At 63.6% G+C, this 25,138-nt stretch carries 28 protein-coding genes; 14 read left to right on the plus strand and 14 right to left on the minus strand.

The genetic code is table 11. The annotated features are described in order from the left end of the window. Positions 1 to 59: 59 nt before the first annotated feature. Positions 60 to 1,034 (minus strand): thioredoxin-disulfide reductase, encoded by a 975-nt coding sequence (gene trxB / locus FJ548_RS03515; protein ID WP_140776857.1) that lies wholly within the window; start codon positions 1,032 to 1,034, stop codon positions 60 to 62. A 254-nt stretch (positions 1,035 to 1,288) separates the two neighbouring features. On the opposite strand from trxB, the gene FJ548_RS03520 reads away from it, so the two are divergent. Together FJ548_RS03520 and FJ548_RS03525 are read left to right on the plus strand one after the other, a co-directional pair. Further along, the gene (locus FJ548_RS03520; RefSeq protein WP_140613115.1) at positions 1,289 to 1,768 is read left to right on the plus strand and encodes an Lrp/AsnC family transcriptional regulator; all 480 of its coding nucleotides are present in this window, start codon (positions 1,289 to 1,291) and stop codon (positions 1,766 to 1,768) included. A gap of 239 nt (positions 1,769 to 2,007) precedes the next feature. Continuing rightward, positions 2,008 to 2,802 (plus strand): glycosyltransferase family 2 protein, encoded by a 795-nt coding sequence (locus FJ548_RS03525; RefSeq protein ID WP_140763423.1) that lies wholly within the window; start codon positions 2,008 to 2,010, stop codon positions 2,800 to 2,802. Between the two features lie 74 nt (positions 2,803 to 2,876). Here the strand turns inward: FJ548_RS03525 and FJ548_RS03530 are convergent, their stop codons facing one another. From FJ548_RS03530 to FJ548_RS03555, 6 genes are all read right to left on the minus strand, one after another. Next, a complete protein-coding gene (locus tag FJ548_RS03530) occupies positions 2,877 to 3,527 on the minus strand; it encodes an HAD-IIIA family hydrolase (RefSeq protein WP_140776859.1) in 651 nt (216 codons plus the stop codon). Further along, entirely contained in the window at positions 3,520 to 4,092 is a 573-nt protein-coding gene (locus FJ548_RS03535) for an SIS domain-containing protein (protein WP_140776861.1), read from the minus strand. The genes FJ548_RS03530 and FJ548_RS03535 overlap by 8 nt, the downstream gene beginning before the upstream one ends. Before the next feature lie 7 nt (positions 4,093 to 4,099). Then, positions 4,100 to 5,593 (minus strand): D-glycero-beta-D-manno-heptose-7-phosphate kinase, encoded by a 1,494-nt coding sequence (gene rfaE1 / locus FJ548_RS03540; RefSeq protein ID WP_140763420.1) that lies wholly within the window; start codon positions 5,591 to 5,593, stop codon positions 4,100 to 4,102. A 117-nt stretch (positions 5,594 to 5,710) separates the two neighbouring features. Then, positions 5,711 to 6,343 carry a LysE family translocator gene (locus FJ548_RS03545; protein WP_140763417.1) on the minus strand — a complete coding sequence of 211 codons (633 nt, stop codon included), beginning with the start codon at positions 6,341 to 6,343 and terminating at the stop codon, positions 5,711 to 5,713. Positions 6,344 to 6,390: 47 nt separating this feature from the next. Next, a complete protein-coding gene (locus FJ548_RS03550; protein WP_226890384.1) occupies positions 6,391 to 6,801 on the minus strand; it encodes a hypothetical protein in 411 nt (136 codons plus the stop codon). Then, a complete protein-coding gene (locus tag FJ548_RS03555) occupies positions 6,794 to 7,030 on the minus strand; it encodes a type II toxin-antitoxin system Phd/YefM family antitoxin (protein ID WP_140763414.1) in 237 nt (78 codons plus the stop codon). The genes FJ548_RS03550 and FJ548_RS03555 overlap by 8 nt, the downstream gene beginning before the upstream one ends. Positions 7,031 to 7,173: 143 nt before the next feature. On the opposite strand from FJ548_RS03555, the gene rfaD reads away from it, so the two are divergent. Genes rfaD through waaC form a run of 3 tightly spaced genes read left to right on the plus strand, consistent with a single transcriptional unit; the run spans position 7,174 to position 10,084 of the window. Further along, complete coding sequence (rfaD, locus tag FJ548_RS03560; RefSeq protein WP_140763411.1) at positions 7,174 to 8,124, plus strand: ADP-glyceromanno-heptose 6-epimerase; 951 nt, start codon at positions 7,174 to 7,176, stop codon at positions 8,122 to 8,124. Then, positions 8,097 to 9,104 (plus strand): lipopolysaccharide heptosyltransferase II, encoded by a 1,008-nt coding sequence (gene waaF / locus FJ548_RS03565; RefSeq protein WP_140763408.1) that lies wholly within the window; start codon positions 8,097 to 8,099, stop codon positions 9,102 to 9,104. Before rfaD ends, waaF begins: the two co-directional genes overlap by 28 nt. Further along, positions 9,101 to 10,084 carry a lipopolysaccharide heptosyltransferase I gene (gene waaC, locus FJ548_RS03570; protein ID WP_140763405.1) on the plus strand — a complete coding sequence of 328 codons (984 nt, stop codon included), beginning with the start codon at positions 9,101 to 9,103 and terminating at the stop codon, positions 10,082 to 10,084. The genes waaF and waaC overlap by 4 nt, the downstream gene beginning before the upstream one ends. Before the next feature lie 259 nt (positions 10,085 to 10,343). Here the strand turns inward: waaC and greA are convergent, their stop codons facing one another. Further along, complete coding sequence (greA, locus tag FJ548_RS03580) at positions 10,344 to 10,817, minus strand: transcription elongation factor GreA (protein ID WP_008877613.1); 474 nt, start codon at positions 10,815 to 10,817, stop codon at positions 10,344 to 10,346. A 270-nt stretch (positions 10,818 to 11,087) separates the two neighbouring features. Continuing rightward, the gene (locus FJ548_RS03585) at positions 11,088 to 11,627 is read right to left on the minus strand and encodes a tetratricopeptide repeat protein (protein ID WP_140763402.1); all 540 of its coding nucleotides are present in this window, start codon (positions 11,625 to 11,627) and stop codon (positions 11,088 to 11,090) included. A 152-nt stretch (positions 11,628 to 11,779) separates the two neighbouring features. On the opposite strand from FJ548_RS03585, the gene FJ548_RS03590 reads away from it, so the two are divergent. The 4 genes from FJ548_RS03590 (at position 11,780) to FJ548_RS03610 (ending at position 16,138) form a co-directional block, all read left to right on the plus strand. Beyond that, positions 11,780 to 12,205: a DUF3775 domain-containing protein gene (locus FJ548_RS03590; protein WP_140613012.1), complete on the plus strand. Its 426-nt coding sequence runs from the start codon at positions 11,780 to 11,782 to the stop codon at positions 12,203 to 12,205. A 198-nt stretch (positions 12,206 to 12,403) separates the two neighbouring features. After that, entirely contained in the window at positions 12,404 to 13,441 is a 1,038-nt protein-coding gene (locus FJ548_RS03595) for an extensin family protein (protein ID WP_226890702.1), read from the plus strand. Positions 13,442 to 13,641: 200 nt separating this feature from the next. Next, the gene (locus FJ548_RS03600) at positions 13,642 to 14,448 is read left to right on the plus strand and encodes an extensin family protein (protein WP_140776863.1); all 807 of its coding nucleotides are present in this window, start codon (positions 13,642 to 13,644) and stop codon (positions 14,446 to 14,448) included. A 379-nt stretch (positions 14,449 to 14,827) separates the two neighbouring features. Then, a complete protein-coding gene (locus FJ548_RS03610) occupies positions 14,828 to 16,138 on the plus strand; it encodes a hemolysin family protein (protein WP_140613009.1) in 1,311 nt (436 codons plus the stop codon). 102 nt (positions 16,139 to 16,240) lie between these two features. Here FJ548_RS03610 and FJ548_RS03615 read toward each other — a convergent pair whose 3' ends face one another. After that, positions 16,241 to 17,119: a DMT family transporter gene (locus FJ548_RS03615; protein ID WP_140692486.1), complete on the minus strand. Its 879-nt coding sequence runs from the start codon at positions 17,117 to 17,119 to the stop codon at positions 16,241 to 16,243. Positions 17,120 to 17,214: 95 nt separating this feature from the next. Between FJ548_RS03615 and FJ548_RS30280 the strand changes: the two genes are divergently transcribed. After that, a complete protein-coding gene (locus tag FJ548_RS30280; protein ID WP_246678549.1) occupies positions 17,215 to 17,613 on the plus strand; it encodes a hypothetical protein in 399 nt (132 codons plus the stop codon). Between the two features lie 173 nt (positions 17,614 to 17,786). On the opposite strand, the gene FJ548_RS03630 is transcribed toward FJ548_RS30280, so the two are convergent. Further along, positions 17,787 to 18,392 carry an NADPH-dependent FMN reductase gene (locus tag FJ548_RS03630; protein WP_140613008.1) on the minus strand — a complete coding sequence of 202 codons (606 nt, stop codon included), beginning with the start codon at positions 18,390 to 18,392 and terminating at the stop codon, positions 17,787 to 17,789. 91 nt (positions 18,393 to 18,483) lie between these two features. Between FJ548_RS03630 and FJ548_RS03635 the strand changes: the two genes are divergently transcribed. Continuing rightward, entirely contained in the window at positions 18,484 to 18,852 is a 369-nt protein-coding gene (locus FJ548_RS03635; RefSeq protein WP_181168704.1) for a helix-turn-helix domain-containing protein, read from the plus strand. Between the two features lie 158 nt (positions 18,853 to 19,010). Here the strand turns inward: FJ548_RS03635 and FJ548_RS03640 are convergent, their stop codons facing one another. From FJ548_RS03640 to FJ548_RS03650, 3 genes are all read right to left on the minus strand, one after another. Continuing rightward, on the minus strand, positions 19,011 to 19,214 hold the full coding sequence (locus FJ548_RS03640; protein WP_140776865.1) for a hypothetical protein: 204 nt from the start codon (positions 19,212 to 19,214) through the stop codon (positions 19,011 to 19,013). Between the two features lie 117 nt (positions 19,215 to 19,331). Continuing rightward, the gene (locus tag FJ548_RS03645) at positions 19,332 to 19,727 is read right to left on the minus strand and encodes an acyl-CoA thioesterase (RefSeq protein WP_140613005.1); all 396 of its coding nucleotides are present in this window, start codon (positions 19,725 to 19,727) and stop codon (positions 19,332 to 19,334) included. Positions 19,728 to 19,849: 122 nt separating this feature from the next. Then, entirely contained in the window at positions 19,850 to 20,791 is a 942-nt protein-coding gene (locus FJ548_RS03650) for a phosphoribosylaminoimidazolesuccinocarboxamide synthase (protein ID WP_140613004.1), read from the minus strand. Between the two features lie 258 nt (positions 20,792 to 21,049). On the opposite strand from FJ548_RS03650, the gene FJ548_RS03655 reads away from it, so the two are divergent. The 3 genes from FJ548_RS03655 to FJ548_RS03665 are packed head-to-tail and all read left to right on the plus strand — an operon-like array spanning position 21,050 to position 24,803. Continuing rightward, positions 21,050 to 22,666: a GMC family oxidoreductase N-terminal domain-containing protein gene (locus FJ548_RS03655; protein WP_140613003.1), complete on the plus strand. Its 1,617-nt coding sequence runs from the start codon at positions 21,050 to 21,052 to the stop codon at positions 22,664 to 22,666. Continuing rightward, a complete protein-coding gene (locus FJ548_RS03660; protein WP_140613002.1) occupies positions 22,663 to 23,877 on the plus strand; it encodes a mandelate racemase/muconate lactonizing enzyme family protein in 1,215 nt (404 codons plus the stop codon). Before FJ548_RS03655 ends, FJ548_RS03660 begins: the two co-directional genes overlap by 4 nt. Continuing rightward, complete coding sequence (locus FJ548_RS03665; RefSeq protein WP_140776867.1) at positions 23,874 to 24,803, plus strand: NAD(P)-dependent oxidoreductase; 930 nt, start codon at positions 23,874 to 23,876, stop codon at positions 24,801 to 24,803. Before FJ548_RS03660 ends, FJ548_RS03665 begins: the two co-directional genes overlap by 4 nt. Positions 24,804 to 25,138 lie beyond the last annotated feature (335 nt).

The following is a 25,138-nucleotide window of genomic DNA, read 5'->3' on the forward strand; positions in this document are numbered from 1 at the left end:
AAAAATCAGGCTTTTACACGGCGTTTCTAAGCTGATTTTTTAACAATTTTACAAACGGCCTATTCCGCCGCCTCGCGATGCACCTCGATGCCCGCCAGATACTTCTCCGCCTCCAGCGCGGCCATGCAGCCGAGGCCCGCCGCCGTCACCGCCTGGCGGTAGACATCGTCGGTCACGTCGCCCGCCGCGAACACGCCGGGCACGTCGGTGCGGGTCGAATTCGGCGCCGTCCACAGATAGCCGTTCGGCTTCTGCTTCAGCTTGCCGACGAACAGCTCGACCGCCGGCGCATGGCCGATCGCCACGAACACGCCATCGACCCTGAGGTGCGTTTCGGCACCGGTCACCGCATGCTTGAGCTTGAGCCCTTCGACGGAAGGCGGCAACGGCGCCTTGCCGGGGCGCCCGGTGATCTCGTCGACGATCGTGTCCCAGATGACGCGGACATTGTCCTTCTGCAGCAGCCGCTCGCGCAGGATACGCTCGGCGCGGAAGTCCGAGCGCCTGTGGATGACCGTCACGCTCTTGGCGAGGTTCGACAGATAGAGCGCCTCTTCCACCGCTGAATTGCCGCCGCCGACCACGGCGACATCCTTGCCGCGATAGAAGAAGCCGTCGCAGGTGGCGCACGCCGAGACGCCGAAACCCATGAAGTCCTGTTCGGTCGGAATGCCGAGCCACTTGGCTTGCGCACCGGTGGCGATGATCAGCGCGTCAGCGGTGTAGGTCGTGCCGGAATCGCCCTTGGCGCGGAACGGCCGCACGTTGAGGTCGACCTCGGTGATGATGTCGTTGCTGATATCGGTGCCGACATGCTCGGCCTGCTTGAGCATCTGCTCCATCAGCCACGGCCCCTGGATCGGGTCGGCGAAGCCGGGATAGTTCTCGACATCGGTGGTGATCATCAGCTGGCCACCCTGCTGCAGGCCGGCGACCAGCATCGGCTTCAGCATTGCACGTGCGGCATAGACCGCCGCCGTATAGCCGGCCGGGCCGGAACCGATGATGAGAACGGGCGCGTGCTTGGTGGTCATTTGAAGCCTCTGCGGGGCAGACAGGGAGTGTGCCTTGGGAAATAGCATGGAATGTCGCGCCTAATGTAAGGGTTGCCAACCATGCCAGCAAGACGAACGGGCCGTCGTCCCCGGAAAGCTTCGGCCCGTGGGGTTATTCGCGCGATGGCCACTTTCGTTACCGGTCAAAAATCGCGTTGATGAGGGCTGGCGCCAACACAAAAGTCGTTTAATTACAAAATCGCGAAAGATTCTTGCGCCGAGCTGAGACAGCCATGCCCCTGAAAGCCGACCTCGACGCCATCGACTGGAAGATCCTGCGCGAGTTGCAGGCGGATGGGCGCATGACCAATGTCGAGCTCTCGAACCGGGTCGGCATTTCGGCGCCGCCCTGCCTGCGCCGGGTCAAGCGGCTGGAGGAAACCGGCATCATCCGCGGCTATCGCGCGCTGCTCAATGCCCCGGCGCTTGGCCTCGACGTCGTTGCCTTCTGCCTGGTCGGGCTGCACCATCAGGCCGATGCCGAGCTTCGTACCTTTGCCGAGCGCACGCGCGGCTGGCCGATCGTGCGCGATGCCTGGATGGTGTCGGGCGAATCCGATTTCCTGCTGCACTGCGTGGCAAGCGACCTCGGCGCCTTCCAGACCTTTGTCATCGAGGAACTGACCTCGACACCGAATGTGGACACGGTGCGCACCGCGCTCACCATCCGACGGGTCAAGGATGAAGGGCTGGTCTCGTTCGAGCGATCGTGAGGCCAGGCGACCGCCTGCGCGCCTGCCCCCGCGAATTCCTGGCCTTCGCCACACCGGCGCCGCGTTGGTGTTCGACAGACGCTCATGTACAAGGCTGGATCGCTCCGCCGACCTTCGCTGCGTGGTTGGTTTCTCAAGCAATTCCTGGAAAAATGTGTCACGGTTTTCCGCCCGGGACTGCGTAAGAACAGATAGCGCAAGCAGCGTTGTTCCGAGACGATCCGCCATGGAAGGGGACCATGACTCGATTTGCAAGCCCGGTCTCGGCGCTTATCATCTGCATGGACGAGGCCGATATGATCGGCCCGTGCCTGGAAAGCATCGATTTCTGCGCCGAGATCATCATCGTCGATTCCGGTTCGACGGACGGCACCGTCGAATGCGTGCAAAGCTATATCGCCAAGGGCTACCCGATAACGCTGCTGCACAATGACTGGCCGGGTTTTCCCCGTCAGCGGCAATTCGCGCTCGATCATGCCAATCAGCCCTGGTGTCTTTCCATCGATCCTGACGAGCGCGTCGACGACCGGCTGCGGCAGTCGATCGTGGCCATCACGCAATCGACCAACGGCAAGATCCGCGGCTGGTACATCCGCCGCCGAGACTGGCTGAAGGGCTACGGCTATGCGCACCGATGGGTGCTGCACAACAGGCTGATGCGGCTTTTCCGCCGCGAAGGCGCCATCATGGATCTCATCGCGCGGGTGCATGAATCCTTCGGAGTGCCGGGCGAAACCGGCACGATCGAGGACGGTTTCCTGCTGCATCGCCGCGAAATATCGGTCGAGGACGATCTTGCCCGGGCCAACGCCTATTCCAGCCTGAAGGCCGTCACGCTGGTCGAGAAGGGCAAGAAGCCCGGTCTGGTGCGGCTGGTGCTGTCACCGCTTGGCAACTTCCTCAAATTCTACCTGGCCAAGCGCTACTTCCTGTGCGGCCGGCACGGTTTCGTCTACTCGATGTCGGTGATGATCTATTCCTTCGCCACCGAGGCCAAGCTCTACGAAGCCTCGGAACGCCACGATCCTGTGTAAAGCGGCACGGTGCGCATGGCTTTGACCATCCGCTGCGTTAAGGACAGGGCCTTGTGGCGCTCGTCGGATGAACCTTAGGCCCTCCCAAGCTCAGCAACTGCATCGCAAAGCCTCCGATGATCATTGCCAGTCATCAGCTTCCGGGCGACAAAACTGCCGTCACCGGTCTTTCGATTGACCCTGCCGCCAACCAGCCAACCCTCGTGCAGCCCGGCCCGCCGTCCGGCTTCCATATCGTCGGCTTTGTCGCCAACGATGATGGATCGGCTTGTGTCCAAGTCCAACAGATCGCGAGCGCGCAGCAGCATGCCTGGACTAGGCTTGCGCATAGGATGATCGCCTATTGCCAGTTCACCCGTACCGCTCGAGTGGTAGGCACAGGCCAGCACAAGGTCGACCCGGCAATCGTGCGCCTCGAGCAGTGCCAGCAGCCGCGCATTGACCGCAGCGAATTCCGGCCAGCCGAAATAGCCCCGAGCGATACCGGACTGGTTGGACACGATGATGGCGGGAAGGTTACTAAGATTGGCCGTTCGGATCACTGGCAGCATCTCGGGCCGCAGGACTATTTGTGCCGGATCGCTTGGATAGCTGGTATCGACATTGATGGTGCCGTCGCGGTCGAGAAAAAGCGCCGGTCGACCGGCCGAAAAGGCTCTGCCTCCAATCCGCTCGACCCACAGGCCTGGCTCCGCGAGCGGATAGACTGAACCGCCGTCAGGCATTGCTGAGGCGGGCTTCCACCACCTCGCAAAGATGATGGTAGAGGCACAAATGCCCCTGCTGGATGATCGGCGTCGAGGTCGATGGCACGTTGAGCAGGATGTCGCACAGCGGCTTGAGCTTGCCGCCCGTGTCGCCGGTCAGGCCGATCACCGTCATGTCCATCATCCGCGCCTGTTCGGCGGCGGCGAGGATGCTCGGCGAATTGCCGCTGGTCGAGATCGCCAGCAGCACGCCGCCGGCCGAGCCATGCGCCTCGACCTGGCGCGAGAACACCGTGTCGAAACCGTAATCATTGCCCCAGGCGGTCAGCACCGCCGCATTGGCCGGCAGCGCGATGACATTGTAGGCCTTGCGCTCCTTGAGGAAGCGGCCGACCAGTTCGCCGGCGATGTGGATGGCATCGCTGGCCGAGCCGCCATTGCCGGCGATCAGAAATGCCTTGCCCGATGAAAGCGCCGTCACCACGGCGCTCACCGCGCGCTCCATCTCACTCGTCAGGTCACGCTCGACCATGGCCGTAATGGCGGCCGCCGAGCGGACCAGATAATCGTTCAAGTCCGACATGAAACCCTCAATTTGCCGAGCCGCCGGCGCGCATCTTGCCGATAGTGTTGGTGGTGCTCTTGCCGGCGACGAGATCGACCAGCACGACGCGCCCGCCGGCCTTCCGCACCACATCGGCGCCGACCACGGTGTCGATCGTGTAGTCCGCGCCCTTGACCAGAATGTCGGGAAGGAGCGCCTCGATCAGCGCCAGCGGCGTATCCTCGTCGAACACCACGACGGCGTCGACCGAGGCAAGGGCCGCGAGCACGCAAGCGCGGTCATGCTGGTCGTTGACCGGGCGGCCCGGTCCTTTCAGCCGCCGCACCGAGGCGTCGCTGTTGAGGCCGAGCACCAGCCGATCGCATTGGCTTCGCGCCGCGTGCAGCAGGCTGACATGGCCGGCATGCAGGATGTCGAAACAGCCATTGGTGAAGCCGACGCTCAGACCCTCCTCTTTCCAGACCGCCACCATGCGCGCGGCCGATGTGGCATCGAGGATGGCATCCTTGTGGGCCGTCGGTCCATGCGAGCGGAACAGCGCGCCGGTGAGTTCCTCGACTGTCAGCCGCGCGGTGCCGCGCTTGCCCACCACGACGCCGCCGGCGGCATTGGCAATCGAGGCCGCGGCGACAGGATCGGCACCGGCGGCAAGCGCCAGCGCGAAGGTCGCGATCACCGTGTCGCCCGCCCCCGAAACGTCGAACACCTCCCGCGCCTGGGTGGCGATGTGGCGCGCTTCATCGGGCCCGACCACGCTCATTCCCTTTTCGCTGCGGGTCGCCACCACGAAGTCGAAGCCATGCGCCGAGATCAGCTGGCGGGCGGCGGCGACAATCTCGTCATCGGCGAACACCGCATGGCCGACGGCCTCGCTAAGCTCCTTGCGGTTCGGCGTGATCGCGGTCGCCCCGGCATAGCGCGCATAGTCGCGGCCCTTGGGGTCGACCAGCACCGGCTTGCCGGCCTCGTGGCAGATGGCGATCAGTTCGGCGGCGACGCCGTCAAGCAGGATGCCCTTGCCGTAGTCGGACAGGATGACGATGTCGGCCTTCGCAAGTGCCGCGCGGAAATGCCGGATCAGCTCCGCCCGCTCCGCCTCGTCCAGCGGCTTGATCTCTTCCTCGTCGAAGCGCAGCACCTGCTGGTTGAGCGCGCTGAAGCGGCTCTTCGACGAGGTCATGCGGCCGCGTTGCTGCGCCAGACCTGTCGTGTCGGCGCCGAGTTCGCCAAGCATCCGCACCAGGGTGTCGCCGGCTGTGTCGGTGCCGATCACCGAGACCGGAACGGCACGCGCGCCAAGCGACACGATATTGGCCACGACGTTGCCGGCGCCGCCCATGGCGGAGGTCTCGCCGCGCCCGTGCAGCACCGGGATCGGCGCCTCCGGCGAAATCCGCTCGATGACGCCATTGACGAAGCGGTCGAGGATGATGTCGCCGACCACCAGCACGGCGACGTCGCCAAAGCGCGCAATGGCGCGGTGCAGTGGTTCGGGAGAAGGCGGATTGTGCTTGATCATGTCACTGGCAGCGCGCTGGGAAAACCGTCTCTGGACTATATGGGATCGGTTGGCGGGACCGATCGTTCGTGCCTGCCGATATACCGCAATTCGAGCCGGTGCAACGGCGGCGCCGCGTCAGCTCTTCTGCAGGGCAACGTGGACGCCGAGCCCGACCAGCACCGCGCCGCCGGCCCGCTGCATCAGCCGCTGCGCCCGGCTCGAACGCCGCAACCGGCCGATCACGAGACCAGCCAGGAAGACGCAGACGATGTCGGCCGAGGAGAACATCAGGTTGACGATGGTGCCGAGCACGACGAACTGCAGCCAGACCGGAAACGCCGCCGAGGCATCTATGAACTGCGGCAGGAACGCCATGAAGAAGATCGCGGTCTTGGGATTGAGCACCTCGACGGTGATGCTCTCGAAGAAGGCGCGGCGAGCCGACTTGCGCTCGATGACGGGCAACGCCGCGTCACCCTCCCCGCGCTTGCGAAACAGCGAGACACCGAGCCAGATCAGGTAAAGCGCACCGACCAGCTTGACCGCCATGTAAAGCGGCGGAACGGCGTGGAACAGCACCGACAGGCCGGCAGCAGCGGCAAAGACGTGCACATAGCCGCCCAGATGAATGCCGAGCGCCGCCGTCAGTCCCGACCAGCGTCCGCGCGCCATGGTCTGCGCGGCTGCGTAGAGCATGGCCGGACCGGGAATGTAGGCGAAGATCGCCGTGGTGGCGAAAAACGCGATGAGCAGTTCGGTCGACGGCATTCTGTTGTCCCTTATGATCCTGCCCTGTCCGATTGCAGACCTTTCAGTCAGCCCGTGGGGTGGCTTTGGATTGGCCTGCGCGAACAGCCGCAATGAAAGCCGATATGACTTTTTTTGTGGAACGACGGACTGAATGCGCCGATACGCGCACCCGGTTCGAAATAGGCCGACGATTCCAGAATATCATGGTTGTACTCGTCGACTATGACCCAAAGGGGGATAGGGTCAAGGCCGGCGCGGCGGCATTCAATTTCCGGAACGCCAACGGCGATGCGATCACGGCCCGGCTGCGTGGAGGTGATGGCAAGGATGAAAAGGTTCGTGCCTCCGGCTTTTCCGGGAAGAACGGCGACAAAGGCGACAGGCCTCATCTTGCGGCCTTCGGTCTGGCGGTCTCCATGTTGGCGATGCCACAGATATGGATATCGCCAGACGTCTGCGGCGACCGGTTTAGTCACCGTTCAGTTCCGCGGCGTACTCCTCCAGCATCTCGACATGTTCCAGCGGTGCATCCTCCGCCGCGTAGGCGCGACGGCTATCGGTGCCGAAGCGCGCTTCGTAGGTCTCGATGCTCATCAGGACGTATCTCGGCTTGTTGTGGCGAGTGATGGAGACCGGCTGCTGGCTGGCGGCCGCGAGCACGTCGCCGAGATTCTGTTTCAGATCAGTCGATGGATAGTGTTTCATTGGACACTCCGTTTTGCCCATAATAGACAAAATGGACAAAACAGACAAGCCCGAACGGGCGAGCCCGAGCGACCGCCTGCTTTGTCGACAGCCCGGCTGGGCTCCCTTATAAGGACCGGAATCGCAAGCAACCAGAGGCCTTCATGATCATCGTCACGGGCGGCGCCGGCATGATCGGCTCGAACATCGTCGCCGCGCTCAACGCCGAAGGCCATGACGACATCGTCGTCGTCGACGACCTCACCGACGGCCACAAGATCGCCAACCTCGCCGATCTCAAAATCGCCGACTACCTCGACAAGGACGATTTCCTGCCCCGCATCGAGGCCGGATCGCTCGGCCGCATCGAGGCCGTCTTCCACCAGGGCGCCTGCTCGACCACCACCGAATGGAACGGCAAGTTCATGATGGAGGTCAACTACGCCTATTCGAAGCGGCTGCTGCATGCCTGCCAGACGCTGCGCGTGCCCTTCCTCTACGCCTCTTCCGCGTCCGTCTATGGCGGCGGTTCCGAATTTCGCGAGGAGCCGGCGCTGGAGCGGCCACTCAACGTCTATGCCTATTCGAAGAAACTGTTCGACGACTATGTCAGGCGCACCGCCTTCGACATTGACCATTCGCAGGTCGCGGGCCTGCGCTACTTCAACGTCTATGGCCCGCGCGAGGCGCACAAGGGCGCCATGGCCTCGGTCGCCTTCCATCTGTTCAACCAGGTCGAGCGGGGCGAGAACCCGAAACTGTTCGGCGCCTATGATGGCTTCGGACCGGGCGAGCAGAGCCGCGACTTCATCCATGTCGGCGACGTCGCCGACGTCAATCTGTGGCTGTGGAAACGGGGGACTAGCGGCATCTTCAACTGCGGCACCGGCCGCGCCCAGCCGTTTCGCGCCATCGCCGAAACCGTGATCGACACGCTGGGCAAGGGCGAGATCGAGTTCATCGAATTCCCCGACCACCTCAAGGGCAGCTACCAGAGCTTTACGCAAGCTGATATGTCCCGTCTGCGCGCGGCCGGTTATAACGGTCAATTCCGGAGCGTCGAAACTGGCGTCAGAGACTATGTCGAATGGCTGAAAGCCCAACGATCCTCGTGATCGGCCCACGCTGGGTGGGCGATATGGTGATGGCGCAGTGCCTGTTCTCGGCGCTGAAGGAGCTCCATCCCAACGCCGTGATCGATGTGCTGGCGCCCGCCTGGGCCGCCCCGCTGGTCAAGCGCATGCCTGAAATACGCCAGCAGATCGACTTTCCGCAGAAGCCCGGCGCGCTCGAATTCACCCATCGCCGCCGTTTCGGCCGCCTGCTGCGCGGCCGCTACGACATGGCTTATATCCTGCCGGGCAGCTGGAAATCGGCGCTGATCCCGTTCTTTGCCCGCATTCCACGCCGTTTCGGCCATTTGCGTGAAATGCGCTATGGGCTGCTGACCGACATCGTGCCGCTGCCCGATGCCGTGAAACGGCGCACCGCGCAGGCCTATTTCGGCCTCGCCCAGGGCGGCACTTTCCGCGCGCCCCAGCTGACCGTGGATGCGCAAAACCAGGCTGTCCTGCTCGAGCGTTTCGGGCTGACGCCGCAAAAATTCGTGGCCCTCATGCCCGGCGCCGAGTTCGGCCCGGCCAAGCGCTGGCCGAGCGAAAGCTATGCCGGCCTTGCCCGCGAGTTCATGGGCAAGGGCTTGAAAGTCGCGCTGTTCGGATCGAAGAACGACCGCGACGTGACGGCGGAGATCGCGGCCCTCGCGCCTGGCGTCGTCGACCTCGCCGGCCAGACGCGGCTGGAGGACGCCATCGATCTGATCGCCGCCGCTAGGCTGGCTGTCTCTAACGACAGCGGACTGATGCATGTCGCCGCGGCTGTCGGCACGCCGATCGTTGCCGTCTATGGTTCGACCTCACCTGAAAACACGCCGCCGCTGGCGGAGCGCCGCGAACTGGTCTGGCTAGGCCTGTCCTGCTCGCCCTGCCACCGCAAGGTCTGCCCGCTCGGTCACCTCAATTGCCTGAAGACGTTGGAAGTCGGGCGGGTCGCGGCGGCGGCCGACCGGCTGCTGGAACTTCCGGCCACGGCATGAAGGTCCTCATCGTCAAGACGTCGTCGATGGGCGATGTCATCCACACGTTCCCGGCTGTCGAGGATGCCAGCCTCGTCAGGCCGGACATATCCTTCGACTGGTGCGTCGAAGAGGCGTTCGCCGGCATCGTGGCGCTGCATCCGGCGATCGGCAGGATCCATACGGTCGCCATCCGGCGCTGGCGCAAGGCGTTGTTCAATGGCGGCACCTGGCGCGAAGCGGCCGCCCTGCGCCGCACCTTACGCGCATGCCGCTATGACTTGGTCATCGATGCACAGGGCCTGCTGAAATCGGCGCTTGTGGCCCGGCAGGCCAGCACGCCGATTGCCGGCTTCGACCGGTCGAGCGCGCGAGAGCCTTCGGCCACGCTGTTCTATGACGTCACCTATAATGTGCCGCGTGACCTGCACGCCATCGAGCGGACAAGGCGGTTGTTCGGACTGGCGCTTGGCTACCAACCCGATCTTGCGACGCTCAATTCCGGCATTGTGCCCCCGGCTGGCACCATCGCCACCACCATCAGAGGCAAGACCGCCTTCCTGCTGCACGGCACCAGCCGAGAGGACAAGAAATGGCCGGTCGAAGACTGGATCGGAACCGCCCGGCTGCTGGTCGAACGAGGCATCACGCCGGTCACCACCTGGTCGAATGAGCGCGAGAAGATGGTGGCCGAGGCGATCGCCAAGGCCGTGCCACCCACGATGGTCATGCCAAGATCACCGCTCGCCGACATCGCCGGCGTCCTCGGCCGCTCGACGCTGGTCATCGGTGCGGACACCGGGCTGACCCATCTAGCCAGCGGCTTCGGACTGCCGACAGTCGCGGTGTTCCTGGCGACGGAGCCGGGGCTGACGGGGCCGCGCGGACCCTACGCGTCAACGCTGCTGGCCGCCCCCGGCGGTCGTGTTGCGCCAGCGGAAGTGATAGCGGAGGCGGAGAGATTGATGGAGCTTAGCCAGGCAAATATCGGCGAAGATTGATTTTTCGATCGAATCAATCGGAAAGGTCGGCGCAGCCCCTCATCCGCCTGCCGGCACCTTCTCCCCGTATAGTGACGGGGAGAAGAGAGCTGGCCGCAACCTTGGCGGCCTTCTTACAACGCTGGCGATTAGCGAAACGATCAATGACGGCGTTCCTTCTCCCCGTCACTATACGGGGAGAAGTGCCCGGCAGGGCGATGAGGGGCAGCGCCGACCTGGCTTGAAGCGCGGACAGGACGAAACCGCGCCGTCAAATTCGTTAAATGAACTGCACCTGGACGATCTCATAGCCGCGCGCACCACCTGGCGCATTGACCTCGATGGCGTCGCCGACTTCCTTGCCGATCAGCGCCCGCGCGATCGGCGAGGAGATCGAGATGCGGCCGGACTTCACGTCGGCTTCCTGGTCGCCGACGATCTGGTAGGTCTTCTTTTCCTCGGTGTCCTCATCGACCAGCACGACGGTGGCGCCGAACTTGACCTTGTCGCCGCTGAGCTTGGTGACGTCGATGACTTCGGCGCGCGCGATCAGGTCCTCGAGTTCGTTGACGCGGCCCTCGTTGAGGCTCTGCGCCTCCTTGGCGGCGTGATATTCGGCATTTTCGGACAGGTCGCCATGCGAGCGCGCTTCAGAGATCGCCTCGATGATGCGCGGCCGCTCTTCCTGCTGGCGCCAACGCAGTTCTTCCTTCAATGACGCGAACCCCTCGCCTGTCATCGGGACCTTGTTCATGATGCCTGACCTTTCTGCCGCCACCCCCCGCGTTTCGGGGGAAGCCTTGTCGTTGGGTACAAAAAGAAAACGGTCCGGCAGCCTCGGGCTAACGGAACCGTTTCACCGCAATTTCCCCCAATATAGCAATCTTCGCGAGTTTTTCACGCCCAAAAAAGTGGTTTTGCAAAAATCGTCACCGCTTTCGCGAGCCGGGTGACGGCGAGGCAAGGCGGCGACAAAAAACGGCCGCGATCGCTCGCGGCCGCTTCGAGAGCCTTGGAAGCCAGGTCAGCTCCGCATGAAATGGTTGATCTGCTCGGCCAGCATGCCGTATTCGCGCGACCCCTTGCCGGTACGCTTCTCGATCTCCACCAGCTGCTGCTGGGCGCCGGCCAGATCGCCAATCTGGAGATGCGCTTCGCCGAGATATTCCCGCACCAGCGTATAGTTGGGGTCGATGCGCAGGGCTTCCTCGTAATAGCCGAGGCCTACGGCGACACGGCCGGAATGACGGTGCGAATAGCCGAGATAGTTGAGGATGCGCGGATCCTGCTTGTTGGCGGCAAGGGTGAGCACCGAGATCGCCTCGTCATAGCGCCCGGCCATCGCCAGGTCGTGACCGGCTTCATAGATGCTGTCGTCGTCCAACATGCCTTCCTGGGGCGCGACGCACTTTTTCTTCTTCTTGTCCCAGACCTCGCCCTTCTTGCACTGGGTGACAGTCTGGCCGCCGCCCGAACTGTCGCCGCCCGCGGCGAACGCCGGAACGGCAAGAAACTGCAGAGCGATTAGCGCGCTCGCCGTCTGGATCAGCACTCTTTTATGCATCGAAGCCTCCTGGAGGGGTGAGAATAGAACACTAACGCCAAGTGGTTCGCGTTTCATCCCGGAAAAGCAGGCCTGGAGAACATGAGGTGACGGATGGCGCAAATTCGGTATCATCGCGGATCGAATGAAGACTGAGCCCACGGAGACGGCCCGTGCAGCAACGGCTTGAGAAGAACTGGGAACTTTCGATCGGCCCCGACACCGTGCGCCTGTTCATCCTCAAGGCCAAGGCGCTGAGTGCGGCCGTCAACGAGGATTATGCTGACGGTGCCGAACACGAGATCGAGTTCGATGGCGACACGCACGACAATCACCATCATGACGGCCTTGCCGAGGAGAGTTCGGAAAACCTGACCGAAGAGGAACTGCGCGAACTGATCAACGACCTCAATGTCGATGAAGCCGCCGAACTGATCGCGCTCGCCTGGGTCGGGCGTGGCGACTACGACCCCTCGGAATGGTCGGATGCCGTGACCGCGGCGCGCGAGCGCCCCAACAGGCGCACGGCAAAATACCTGCTCGGCATGCCGCTGCTTGCCGACTGGCTGGAAGAGGGGCTGGAAGCGATCGGCGCGTAACGCTGAAGTAACCGATTGTGATCGCCCGAAGCGGCCGCGCACGCAACTTCGGCATGCCGGTGCCGTTTCGGAGCGATGGCAACGCTGCGCTCTTCCCGAAGGTACCGGATCGCAATGGTCATGGCGGCGACAGTTCTGCTGGCGGCGCCGGCCGACGCCAAACATCGTCACAGGCATTACAAGCCGCTTTCACCGCGAGTGGAGCAGCCGCTGACGCCGCGGGTCGACCAGCCCCTGAAGCCGCGGGGGAAATCGCGGCGCAAGCAGCCGAAACCGAGGGGCGAGCAACAGATCACGCGCAGCCCCGCCCAGCAGACGACGCAGCCTCCGCTGCCATCGCCCGCCGATGTTCCCCTGCCGGAGCAACGTCCCGCAGGCTCGCCAAACACGGAAAAAAGCCCGAAAACGGAAGAACAGAACACCGAGGCCCCAAAGAGCGGCGGGGCTTCCAATCAGTTCAATGAAGAAAAATCCCGTTACAAGAAACAGGCGCTCCCCGAACCGCAAGCCAACATGGAAAGCGAGCCGGAGCCACCGGCCGTGGCGCCAATACCGACACCAAAGCCCGATGACCAGGAGCCCGAGGCCCAGCCGCCTGACGTCGCCCCGCAACCACCTCAGAAGCCGGCCGATAGCGGCGACCAGAAGATGCTTCCCGACCCGCGCTCGGCCGACCTGCCGGCGGACAAGATGCCCGCGGAGGAAGTTGCCTGCCGGGAACGGCTGAAGGCGCTCGGGGTCGAATTCGAGGAGCACAAGGCGGAAAGCAATCCCGAAATCGGCTGTTCGATTCCCTATCCCCTGGTGCTGAAGTCACTCGGCAAGTCGATCGCGATTGCCCCCGGCACCGAACTCAATTGTCCGATGGCCGAGGCGACGGCGCGTTTTGCCGCTGACGTCGTCCAGCCGGCGGCGAAAGCCGAATTCGGCGCCGACCTGAAATCGATCGGCCAGGCATCGGCCTTCGTCTGCCGGCCGCGACACGGCGCTGGGAAACTGTCGGAGCACGCTTTCGGCAACGCGCTCGACATCGCGAGCTTCACCCTATCGGACGGCAGGACAATCGAGGTCGGCCTGACCCCGCCGGAGAAGGAGGGCAAGTTCCTCGACGCAATCCGCAAGGCCGCCTGCGGTCCGTTCAAGACCGTGCTTGGACCCGGCGCCGACGCTGACCACGCCTTGCATTTCCATTTCGACCTCGAACCGCGCCGCCATGGCGGCACGTTTTGCCAATGAGCATTGGCTGTCAGCCGCACGTGCCGCAATTCAGCCGCAGGCATGAACGCGGCCGCTGAGTTTTCCTTTACCCTTGATCGTTAAAATACCGGATATCCGGACCATGATCCCGAAAACTGGAAACCGGTTTTCGGGAAAGATCATGATCAGGCAAAGGGTAGGACCTGGTCAGGATCAGGTTCGGGGACAGGATTCCGCCAATGGCCGGCAAATTTCGCGCCGTGTGTCTTCCCATCGCGCGCCAGCTGAAACCCGCGGTGCTGCTGGCTGCCGGCCTTGCGCTGGCCACGGTTTCGGCCTGCAACACCGGCAATGTGCTGTCGCTCGAACCGGCCGTCGACGTCGGCTCGCAGACCGCGGCCGTGCCGCAATATTCAGGGATGCAGAGGCTTGTTCCGTCCAATCCCTACATGACCCAGGCCGCCTATCCGCGCATGGATACCCCGATGTCACCGACCGAACAGATGCCGGCCAGCGAGACAGACTGCCGCCAGCAGCTGAAGCGCCTCGATGTTGCCTATACCGATCTGGCGCCGATCCATGAAGGCCAGTGCGGCATCGACTATCCGGTCAAGGTCTCGGCCATCGGCAGCGTCGAGATGAAGCCCGCCGCGACGCTGACCTGCGACATGGCCGCCACCTTCGCCGCCTGGACGAAGAACGAACTGGTTCCCTCCGCCCGCTGGCGCTACTTCTCCGGCGTCAAGACCATCCACCAGGGCTCGAGCTACTCCTGCCGCAACATCGCCGGCGAGGGCGTGCTGTCGGAGCACGGCAAAGGCAATGCGCTTGACGTTATGAGCATCGAGCTCAACAATGGCGATGATATCGACGTGCGCAAGCCCGGCCTGTTCGCCTTCCGCACGCGTGGCTTCCTCAACAATGTGCGTGCCGACGGCTGCCAGTATTTCACCACCGTGCTCGGCCCCGGTTACAACTACGACCACCGCAACCATTTCCATTTCGACATCAAGAACCGCAAGAACGGCTACCGCGCCTGCCGCTGATGCATGTCGCCCAAAAGTGACCTCGGTTTTGAGAAAACGACATGCATGAAAGCAAGAGTCCAAAGTGCGTCGGCCGCAATGGCGGTCGTGATCCCTACCCCACCGACGGCAAGGCAATCATCGGCGTGTTGAAGCAGCCGCGGTGACTCGCGTCACGTCGTGGCGATCGCGATCTTGCCGAATCGACAGCCCCACACATTGTCGTGCGCGCCGTCTGGCCGGTAACGCGCGCTCACGCCAAAGGTGCGGGTTGTCGTCTATGCCCTTGTCGAACACTTTTCGGCGCCGCCGTGAGACAAGGCCTGAAAGACACGCGTCATATTCTAAAAATGACGGCGGACTATTTTCGAGCGGCCCGACGCAATGCTATTGAGCCCTCATGCTATACGTTGAAATCGCTATCGTGGTCGTCCTCATTTGCGTGAACGGCCTTCTGGCAATGTCCGAGCTCGCCATTGTCTCGTCACGGCCAGCCCGGCTCAAGGCAATGATCGACCGCAATATCAACGGCGCCGGCCGTGCCCTGGCGCTCGGCTCCGATCCCGGCAAATTTCTGTCCTCGGTGCAGATCGGCATCACCCTGGTTGGTATCCTCTCCGGCGCCTTCTCCGGCGCCACGCTGGGGGATCGACTGGCGGTGTTCCTGGCCTCGACCGGCATCCGCGAAAGCATCGCCGACCCGCTCGGCGTCGGCATCGTGGTCGCCATCATCACCTATTTCTCACTGATTGTTGGCGAACTCGTGCCCAAGCAGATCGCCTTGCGCGATCCCGAGCGGGTTGCCGTCCGCGCGGCGCCCGCGATGACCATCCTTGCCACCGTTTCGGCGCCATTGGTGTTCCTGCTCGACATTTCCGGCCGGGCTGTCCTGTGGCTGCTCGGCCAGCGCGGCGAAAGCGAGGAGAAGGTCACCGACGAGGAGATCAAGATGCTGGTCGCCGAGGCCGAGCATCACGGCACCATCGAATCCGACGAGCGGCGCATGATCGCCGGCGTCATGCGGCTTGGTGACCGCGCCGTGCGCGCCGTGATGTCGCCGCGCACCGACGTCGACTGGATCAATCTGCAGTCCGACGATGCCACGATCCGCAAGCTTTTGATGGAGACGCAGCATTCGCGGCTGCCGGCCGGCGACGGCAGCGTCGACGCCATGATCGGCGTCGTCCAGACCCGCGACGTGCTGGCGGCGCTGCTTGCCGGCCGCGCGCTCGATCCGCGCAAACATGTGCGCGCGGCACCCATCGTCCACGACCAGGCCGACGCACTGGACGTGCTGCAAAAGCTGAAGGAATCCGACGTGCCGATGGCGCTGGTGCATGACGAGTACGGCCACTTCGAAGGCATCGTCACCCCTGCGGACATCCTCGAGGCCATCACCGGCGTCTTCCGCTCGGATCTCGAAGCCGGCGAGGAAGAAAACGCCGTCCAGCGCGACGACGGCTCATGGCTGCTCGCCGGCTACATGCAGGCCGACGAGATGGCCGAGGTCCTCGGCATCGACCTGCCGGAAAACCGCGATTATGAGACCGTCGCCGGCTACGTGCTGTCACACATGCATCATTTGCCAACGACCGGCGAATGCGTCGACGCTCAAGGCTGGCGCTTCGAAGTGGTCGATCTCGACGGCCGCCGCATCGACAAGCTGATCGCCACCCGTCTGCCGAGCGGCCACCGCGAGGTGGTACGCTGACAACGGAGGTCAAGCTGATCGAGATAGCCGCGAGGATCAGACCAGGGACCCTGCGGCTTGCCCAAGTTGCGTTAGCCGTCTGATTCGAGGGAACTCGCTCCCTCAAACCGTGGCTTCGATTGGTTCGGCAAGTCTGGGGTTTGAGCGCGTGGCGATCAGGCAGCTGGCCACGATGAGGCCTGCTCCGCCCAGCGTGGTCCAGGTCACCGCCTCGTCGAAGAAGAGGAAGCCGAGCGCGATCGCCCAGATGAAGGCCGAGTATTCCGTCGGGATCAGATATTGCGCTTCGGCGCGGGCATAGGCCCAGCTCATCAGGAATTGGCCGGCGAGTGACAGTGCCGTCACTCCGGCAAGCGGAAGCCAGAGATTGCCCGGCAAGGCAATGGCGAGCCAGGGCGCGGCAAAACCAAGGATCACCGCAACGCAAAGGTTCTGGAACAGCATGATCTCGATTGGCTTGGCCACCAGCGCCTGTTGCCGCGCAAGGATCAGATTGTAGGCGTAGAACACGGTCGACACGAGCACCGCGGCCGTCCCAAGCAGGGCATCGCCGGCATAGCTTCTCTGTCCGAACTGTCCGGCCACGATGATTGCGACGCCCGCCATCCCGGCCAAAGAGGCCCAGATCGCCTGCCGCTGTATCCGCTCGCCCAGCAAAAGCGCGGCCAGGAGAAGCGCAAACAGGGGCGCCACGAAACTAAGCCCGATCGCCTCTGCCAGCGGCAGCCTGGCAAGCCCCCAGAAGAAGGACAAAAGGACGATGCCGACAACAGCGGCCCGCAGCGCATGCAGCCTCAGCACCGAGGGAGCAGGAAGCGAGCGCGGCCCCGCCAACCAGCCCGTGCCCGCGACCACGGTCGCCAGCATGCTGCGCCACAGGACCGTGTTGTAGACGCCGACCGCGATGACCAGCACCTTCATCGCGGCATCCATGCCGGACAGGAGGAAGATGCCAAGCGCGCATACGAGCACCGGGATCATCGGGGAAACGGCGCCGGACAGGCTGGATGACTTCACGCGGGCTTACTCAGGTGACGGATGCAAGCTGACATATCAGGGCGAGATGGCTGGGCCAGATGGCAGCTCCGACCATATGGCGGTCCAACGATGCCGGCGCGCCTCGCGCTGCGCGGCCCGCACCGGCAAAGCGGGCCGATCCTGCTGCTCGACCAGACCGCAGCCGATGGAACTGGTCGCTGATCCGCCGCGATCTCGACGGCCTGAACCGCGCGATGACCCTGACACCGACACCCGGTCCCTATCTGCTGCAGGCGATGATCGCCGCCCGCCACCCCCGCGCGGTGACCGCCGCCGACACCGACTGGATCGCGATATCGGCCTATTACCAGGCTCTTGCCCTGGCCGGCTCGGCGCCGCCCCTCATCGCGCTGCCGGGCACTTCTCCCCGTATAGTGACGGGGAGAAGGCCGCTGTCATCGATGGTTTCGTCAAACAGAAACGTTGCAGAATATTAAGCCGAGATCGCGGTCAGCCCCTTCTCCCCGTCACTATACGGCGAGAAGATGGCGGCAGCCGGATGAGGGGCAGCGCGACGTTTGCTCGAGCAGCACTCATGGGGCCCCTCCAACGAAAAAGGGCGGCGCGAGCGCCACCCCATATCCCTTGGGAGGATAATCTCAAAGAGCGATCAGGCCGCCTTGATTTCATCGTCGACCACTTCGGCGTCGCGCGCCTTCTTCAGCGCCTTGGCCCACCAGGCGACATCGTTGACCAGCGCGGCGGCGGCCTGGTTCAGGTGCTCGAGATCCTCAAGCTTCTTCTCGCCCTGGCGCACGGCGAGGAAGTCGCCCCAGGCGATATGGACGGCGGACTTGACCGGCGCCATCTGCAGTTCGACGGCATGGAGGCGGAGCTGCTCGACGGCGCGGGCGCCACCGACACTGCCATAGCCGACGAAGCCGGCCGGCTTCTTGTTCCATTCGTTGGCGGCGTAGTCGATGGCGTTCTTCAGCACGGCCGTCGGGCCATGGTTGTATTCGGCGGCGGTGAAGATGAAGCCGTCATATTCGGCAACCTTCTTCTGCCAGCGCTGCGCCACCTCGTTGGTCGAAGGCACCCAGGCGGAGGAGGCAACTTCGTCGAAGAAAGGCAGCGGGAAGTCACGCAGGTCGACGACTTCCACGTCGATGTCGGCATGCGACTTGGCGATCTTGGCGATCCATTGGGTGGGCACATCGGCGAAGCGCGCGGCGCGCGTCGAACCAACGATAATGGCGATCTTGGGTTTTGACATGGGAGGCTCTCCATTCCGGTAAAAGCTGGTATCGTTTAGATACCGGCGCTATATGAGATACTGTCAACTCCAGACGCAAGGAGGCACCTTTTTGTTACTGAGGCACCCGCACCGCACCGAAGACTGCCGCGCCATTTCGGAAATCCTGCAGCGTGTCGGCGACAAATGGACCGTGCTCGTGGTCGGCAAGCTTGGTGATGGGCCGCTGCGTTTCAATGAATTGCGCGCCGCTGTCGGCGGCATCTCGCAGAAGATGCTGACCACCACCTTGCGCGGCCTGGAACGCGACGGTTTCGTCACCCGCACCGTGTTCCCGACCATCCCGCCGCGCGTCGATTACGAGCTGACCGAACTCGGCCACGAACTCCTGATTCCGGTCAGCGCGCTTGGCGAATGGGCACGCAGGAACACCCAGCGCGTCAAGGCGGCACGCGAAAAATTCGACGGCGTGCATGGCTGAAACCCTTGCGCGGCAAGGAGTCCGGTATTTCGCGATGAGCGACATTGCCTGACGGCAGGCGAACCCGTGACCTCTAAACGAGGCCGCCAAACTTTGCCTATCGCCGGCCAGCACACCCGCTACTTTGACGAGGATAGTCGTGAGCCTGAGGCAACCATTCAGGCTCGTGGCGCCATGTTCCCGCAAGGCGCCGGACTGCAGATCGCGCATGCCGCGGCTGGCACCCCGACGCCCTTGTCGCCCTGCAAGCAGGCGGTGCGTGGAAGGTCGTCTTTGACTTCGGCATAGGCGGTTACGCCGAGCAGGCAGACCAGAGCGACAAGGGCTGCCACGAGCCAGCCGTTCAGTATGTGTTGACGCATTGTCTCTCCTCCAACGCGGCAGAATCGGGCGTGAAGGGCAATCGTCGGATGTCGCGAAGCGCGGCGCCCGCACGGGCGATGTTACAATTTGGCCTGTCTGGAGAGAACGGGCTGTCGTCAACTCTCGGCGGGCACCGCCTTCGGCTTGCCCTCGCCGTCCAGCGCCACCATGACGAAATCGGCGTGCGTCACCTTTTCCATCAGGTCGGAGAGATAGCGCTGCGCCCAGGCCTCGACCTTGAGCGTCATGGACGTACGGCCGACGCGTTCGACATGGGTGTAGATGCACAGCGTGTCGCCGATCTTCATCGGCTTGGCGAAGGACATCTCCTTGACCGCCGCCGTCACCACGCGCCCCCTGGCGCGCTCGGCGGCGCGGATGCCGCAGGCAAGGTCCATCTGCGCCATCACCCAGCCGCCGAAAATGTCGCCGGCCGCATTGGCGTCCGAAGGCATGGCGAGCGTACGCAGCGTCAGGTCTCCGATCGGCCGTCCATCCGCGTAGTGCACCATGCGAGGAAATCCCTTGAGATCGATTGCCCTTGATCCCGTAGCGTCAGGGCGCAGGCACGTCAACGCGCCTTGGGACGGCGCGGTCCACGCCCGCCGCACCGGCGGCAAGGCACGCCTGTCCGTTAGAAGTAGCGCGCGAGGTTCGAGCGGATGCGATCAAGAACGGTATTTCCCGACATGTCGGGAACGAATGCCTTGCCCGTAATCGCCTCGTAGGCCTGCGTGTATATCCTGGAGGCCTGTTCGACGATCTCGTCGGGAATCTTAGGGATCGGATCCTTGTAGGGATCGCAGCGCGCCGCCACCCACGAGCGGATGAAATCCTTGTCGAAGCTCTCCGGCCGCGTGCCGCTTGCGAGCGCCTGTTCGTAACTCGCCGCGATCCAGTAGCGACTGCTGTCGGGCGTGTGGATTTCGTCGGCCAGGATGATGGTGCCGTTCCTGTCGGTGCCGAATTCGTATTTCGTGTCGGCCAGGATCAGGCCGCGCTCGGCGGCGCGTTCCTGGCCGCGCGCGAACAGCTTCAACGCGTAGCTCGAAACGGTATCCCACTGCGCCTCGGTGAGCAGGCCCTGCTCGATGATCTCGGCCCTGGACAACGGCTCGTCATGGCCGCCATCCGCCGCCTTGCTCGTCGGCGTGATGACCGGCTCGGCCAGCTTTTCATTGTCGCGCAGGCCGTCCGGCAGGCGCATTCCATACATGTCCCGCTCGCCGCGCCTGTAGCGGGTCAGGATCGAGGTGCTGGTAGTGCCCGCCAGATAGCCGCGCACGACGATCTCGACCGGCAGGATATCGAGCCTTGTGCCGACGACGACATTGGGATCGGGATATTCGAGCACATGGTTCGGGCAGATATCGGCGGTTTCCTCGAACCAGTAGCGGGCCGTCTGGGTCAGTATCTCTCCCTTGAACGGGATCGAGGTCAGGATGATGTCGAAGGCGCTGAGGCGGTCGGTGGCGATGATGATGCGCCGTCCGTCGGCCAGGTCGTAATTCTCGCGGACCTTGCCCTTGTAGTGACCCGGCAGCTCGGGAATGAAGGCATCCGACAGGGTCCGCATCTGATTCCTGCCTTCCGCAGAGTGGCCAGAGCATGGTTCCGAAAAGTTGCAGACTTTTCGGAAAAAATCATGCGCCAAGATAATTCCATCGCATAAGCTGTCGAGCCCATTCGTATCAAGCGCGATTGTCGGTATTCCCCGCAATCCGGCCCGGCATCGCGGTCGCTTTTTTCACAACCGATGCCGGAAGGCACGGCGACGCGGCAAGCCCGCCGCGTCTAGGCTGCGGCCAGATTTTCGGAGCCGCTTATTTCCATCATGCAGACTTATGACTTCATCATCGTCGGCTCCGGCTCGGCCGGCTCGGTGCTCGCCGACAAACTGTCGGCTTCGGGCCGCTTCTCGGTGCTGGTGCTCGAAGCCGGCGGCACCGACCGGCGCTTCTACGTGCAGATGCCGCTGGGTTACGGCAAGACCTTCTTCGATCCCAAGGTCAACTGGAACTACAAGTCCGAACCCGACCCCGGCCTTGGCGGCAATGTCGACCACTGGCCGCGCGGCAAGCTGCTCGGCGGCTCGAGCTCGATCAACGCCATGGTCTGGATCAGGGGCGCGCGCGAGGATTTCGACGACTGGCGCGCCGCCGGCAATCCCGGCTGGGGCTACGACGATTTGCTGCCGGTCTTCAAGGCGATCGAGGACAATGAGGCCGGCGCCGACCAATGGCGCGGCACCGGCGGCCCGCTGCACATCACCGACACCACGAAGGCCGTCCACCCGCTGACGAAGCGCTATCTCGCCGCCGGCCAGCAGGCCGGCCTGCCGCTCAATCCTGACTTCAACGGCGCGGCCCAGGAAGGCGTCGGCATCTACCAGATCTCGACTAGGAACGGCCGCCGCATGTCGGCGGCCCGCGCCTTCCTGCGCCCGGCGATGAAGCGCGGCAATGTCCGCGTCGAGACCAACGCGCTGGCAAGCCGCATCCTGTTCGAAGGCAAGCGCGCTGTCGGCATCGAATATCTTCAGAACGGCCAGACGAAAACGGCCCGCGCCGGCCGCGAGGTGATTCTTTCCACCGGCTCGATCAACTCGCCGCAGCTCATGCAGCTCTCCGGCATAGGACCCTCGGAGTTGCTGAAGCAGCTAGGCATCCCGGTCGTTCATGCCAACGAGAATGTCGGCGCCAATCTGCAGGACCATGTCGGCATCAACTACACCTTCAAGGGCAAACTGCCGACGCTCAACCAGATCCTGCGTCCCTGGTGGGGCAAGCTGCTGGTCGGCATGCAGTACATCCTCACCCGTTCCGGCCCGCTGTCGCTCTCGATGAACCATGGCGGTGGTTTCTTCCGCACCGACCCGGCGGCCACGCGGCCCAACATGCAGCTCTATTTCCAGGCGTTCTCGACCATCATTCCAAAGAGCGGCGAACGTCCGATCCTGACTCCCGATCCCTGGCCGGGCTTCTCCATCGGCCTCTCCAACTGCCGCCCGTCCAGCCGTGGCGAGATCATGATCCGCTCCAGCAACCCGCTGGATCATCCAAAAATCGTCGCCAACGCCTATTCGACCAATGCGGACATCGACGAAATGCTGGCGGCGGTGAAATTCGTGCGCAAGATCGCCTCGATGCCGGCCATGGCCGAGATCATCGCCGAAGAGGTCTTGCCCGGCCCTTCGATCGAGTCCGACGCCGACCTGATCGCGGATTTCAGGAAGCGCTCGGGCACCGTCTATCACCCGGTTTCGACCTGCCGCATGGGCCCCGATCCCTCGCGCGCCGTCGTCGATCCGCGCCTCAGGGTGCATGGGCTCGAAGGCCTGCGCGTCATCGACGCGTCGATTTTCCCGGACAACATCACCGGCAACACCAACGCCGCCTCCGTCATGACCGGATGGAAGGGCGCCGAACTGGTTCTGGAGGACCACAAATGAAGATCACCGACGTCAAGACCTGGGTTGTCGGCAACCCGCCGCCCGGCATCGGCGGCAAGTATTTCATCTTCGTCAAACTGACCACCGATGGCGGCGTAGTCGGTTATGGCGAGGCTTACAATGCCACCTTCTCGGCCCATGTCACGGCCAGGATGGTCGAAGACATGGCCGAGCGTTATCTCGTCGGCCGCGATCCGCACGACGTCGAGAACTTCTTCCGCCGCGCCTATTCCTCCGGCTTCACCCAGCGCCCCGACGTGTCCGGAATGGGCTGTTTTTCCGCGCTCGAAATGGCCTGCTGGGACATTATCGGCAAGGAGGCGAACAAGCCGGTCTACAAATTGCTTGGGGGCCAGGTGCATGAGACGCTGCGCTCCTACACCTATCTCTATCCGCACACCGGCAGCGTCCATTCCGAGGATGCGCCGGACGGCAGGAACGTCTACAACGATCCCGACCTGGCGGCGGCCTGCGCGCTCGAATATGTCGAGCAGGGCTTCAATGCCGTCAAGCTCGACCCGGCCGGCCCCTATACCGCCTTCGACGGCCACCAGCCGCGCCTGCTCGATATCGACGTCTCCACCCGCATGATCAGGGCGATCCGCGAGGCGGTCGGCACCCGCGCCGACATATTGTTCGGCACGCACGGCCAGTTCACGGCATCCGGCGCACTACGGCTCGCCCGCGCCATAGAGCCCTATGATCCGCTGTGGTTCGAGGAGCCGGTGCCGCCCGATATGCCCGAAGTGATGGCGCAGGTCGCTCGCGGCACTTCCATCCCGATCGCTACCGGCGAGCGGCTGACGACAAAGTCCGAATTCGCCCGCGTCATCGAGAACCGCGCCGCGACCATCCTGCAGCCGGATCTCGGCCGCTCCGGCGGCATTCTCGAAACCAAGAAGATCGCCGCGATGGCCGAGGCCTATCACATCCAGATCGCGCCGCACTGCTATTGCGGACCGATCGTCGGTGCCGCCAACATCCAGCTGGCGGTGACGCTGCCCAACTTCCTCATCCTCGAATCGCTGAAGCAGTGGGACGGTTTCCACGCCACGCTGCTGAAGAAGAAGATCGAGTGGCAGGACGGCAATGTCATCCCGTCGAAGGAGCCTGGCCTCGGCGTCGAGCTCAACGAGGACGTCTGCGATGCGCACCCCTACACCGGCAAGGACCTGCATCTGCAGATGATGCAGACTCCGTTGATGCCGTGAGCGAAAGCTACGCCTTCATCGGCCTCGGCCATCTCGGCGGCAACCTTGCCGCCAGCCTGGTCCGCAACGGCTTCGCGGTCACCGTCTTCGACCGCGACCCTGCCGCCGTCGAGCGCCTGGTAGCGCTCGGCGCCACATCGGCGAACAGCCCCGCCGAGGCCTCGGCGCAGGCCGGCAATGCCGTCACCTGCCTGCCCTCGCCCAAGGTCAGTGAAGCGGTGCTGGCCGACCCCGGCGGATTGCTGGCGGGCCTGCCCAAGGGCGGCACCTGGATCGAGATGTCGACCAACGGCCGTGATGAGATCGTGCGCCTCGCCGCCCTCGCCTCGGCCAAGGGTGTCGAGACACTGGAATGCCCGGTCACCGGTGGCGTGCATCTGGCGGCAGCGGGCAAGATCACCGCGCTGGTTGGCGGCGATGCCGCGCTTTACGAACACCATCGCGCTGCAATCGAAGCCATGTGCGCGCGCTCCTTCCTGATGGGCCCGGTTGGCTCTGCGGCGGTGATCAAGGTGATCACCAACATGCTGGCCTTCATCCACCTCGTCGCCGCCGGCGAGGCATTGATGCTGGCCAAGCAAGGCGGGCTCGACCTCGCCCAGTCCTATCACGCCATCGTCGCCTCCTCTGGCAACAGCTTCGTCCATGAGACCGAAAGCCAGCTCGTTCTCAACGGCTCCTACGATATCGGCTTCACCATGGACCTGGCGCTGAAGGACCTTGGCTTCGCGCTCGGCATGGGCAGGGATTTCGGCGTCCCGCTCAAGCTGGCCTCGCGCGTCAACGCGATTTTCGAGCAAGGCAAGCAAGCCTATGGCGGCGGTGCCTGGTCGACCCAAATCGTCAAGCTGCTCGAGGACGCCGTCGGCACCGACCTGCGCGCGGCTGGTTTCCCGGCCAAGCTGGCCATGAGCAAGACTAACTAATAAATGAAATCAAGACGTTGGGCAAGAATCTAGAATCATAGCCGCAACACCTTGAATCAGAACAGCAACATCTCGACTGGTTTCTCGGGCGAGTTGAATCGGACAACATGCCTCGGTGATTGGCGGAAAACACCCCTTCCCCTTCGTCATCCTCGGGCTTGCCCCGAGGATCCATGCCGTAATATCAAGGCGATGCAACGGTGCCGACTTCTCCTCCACCGCACTCCTCGGCCAAGGTCACGGCATGGATCTCAGGGTCTCCGCGACGGAGCTTCGCTCCTGCTTCGCCCTAGGATGACGACGTTGCGCGACGCGGCATTGCCGGGCAACGCCTT

The organism is Mesorhizobium sp. B2-4-17 (assembly GCF_006441275.1).
GTDB lineage: Bacteria > Pseudomonadota > Alphaproteobacteria > Rhizobiales > Rhizobiaceae > Mesorhizobium.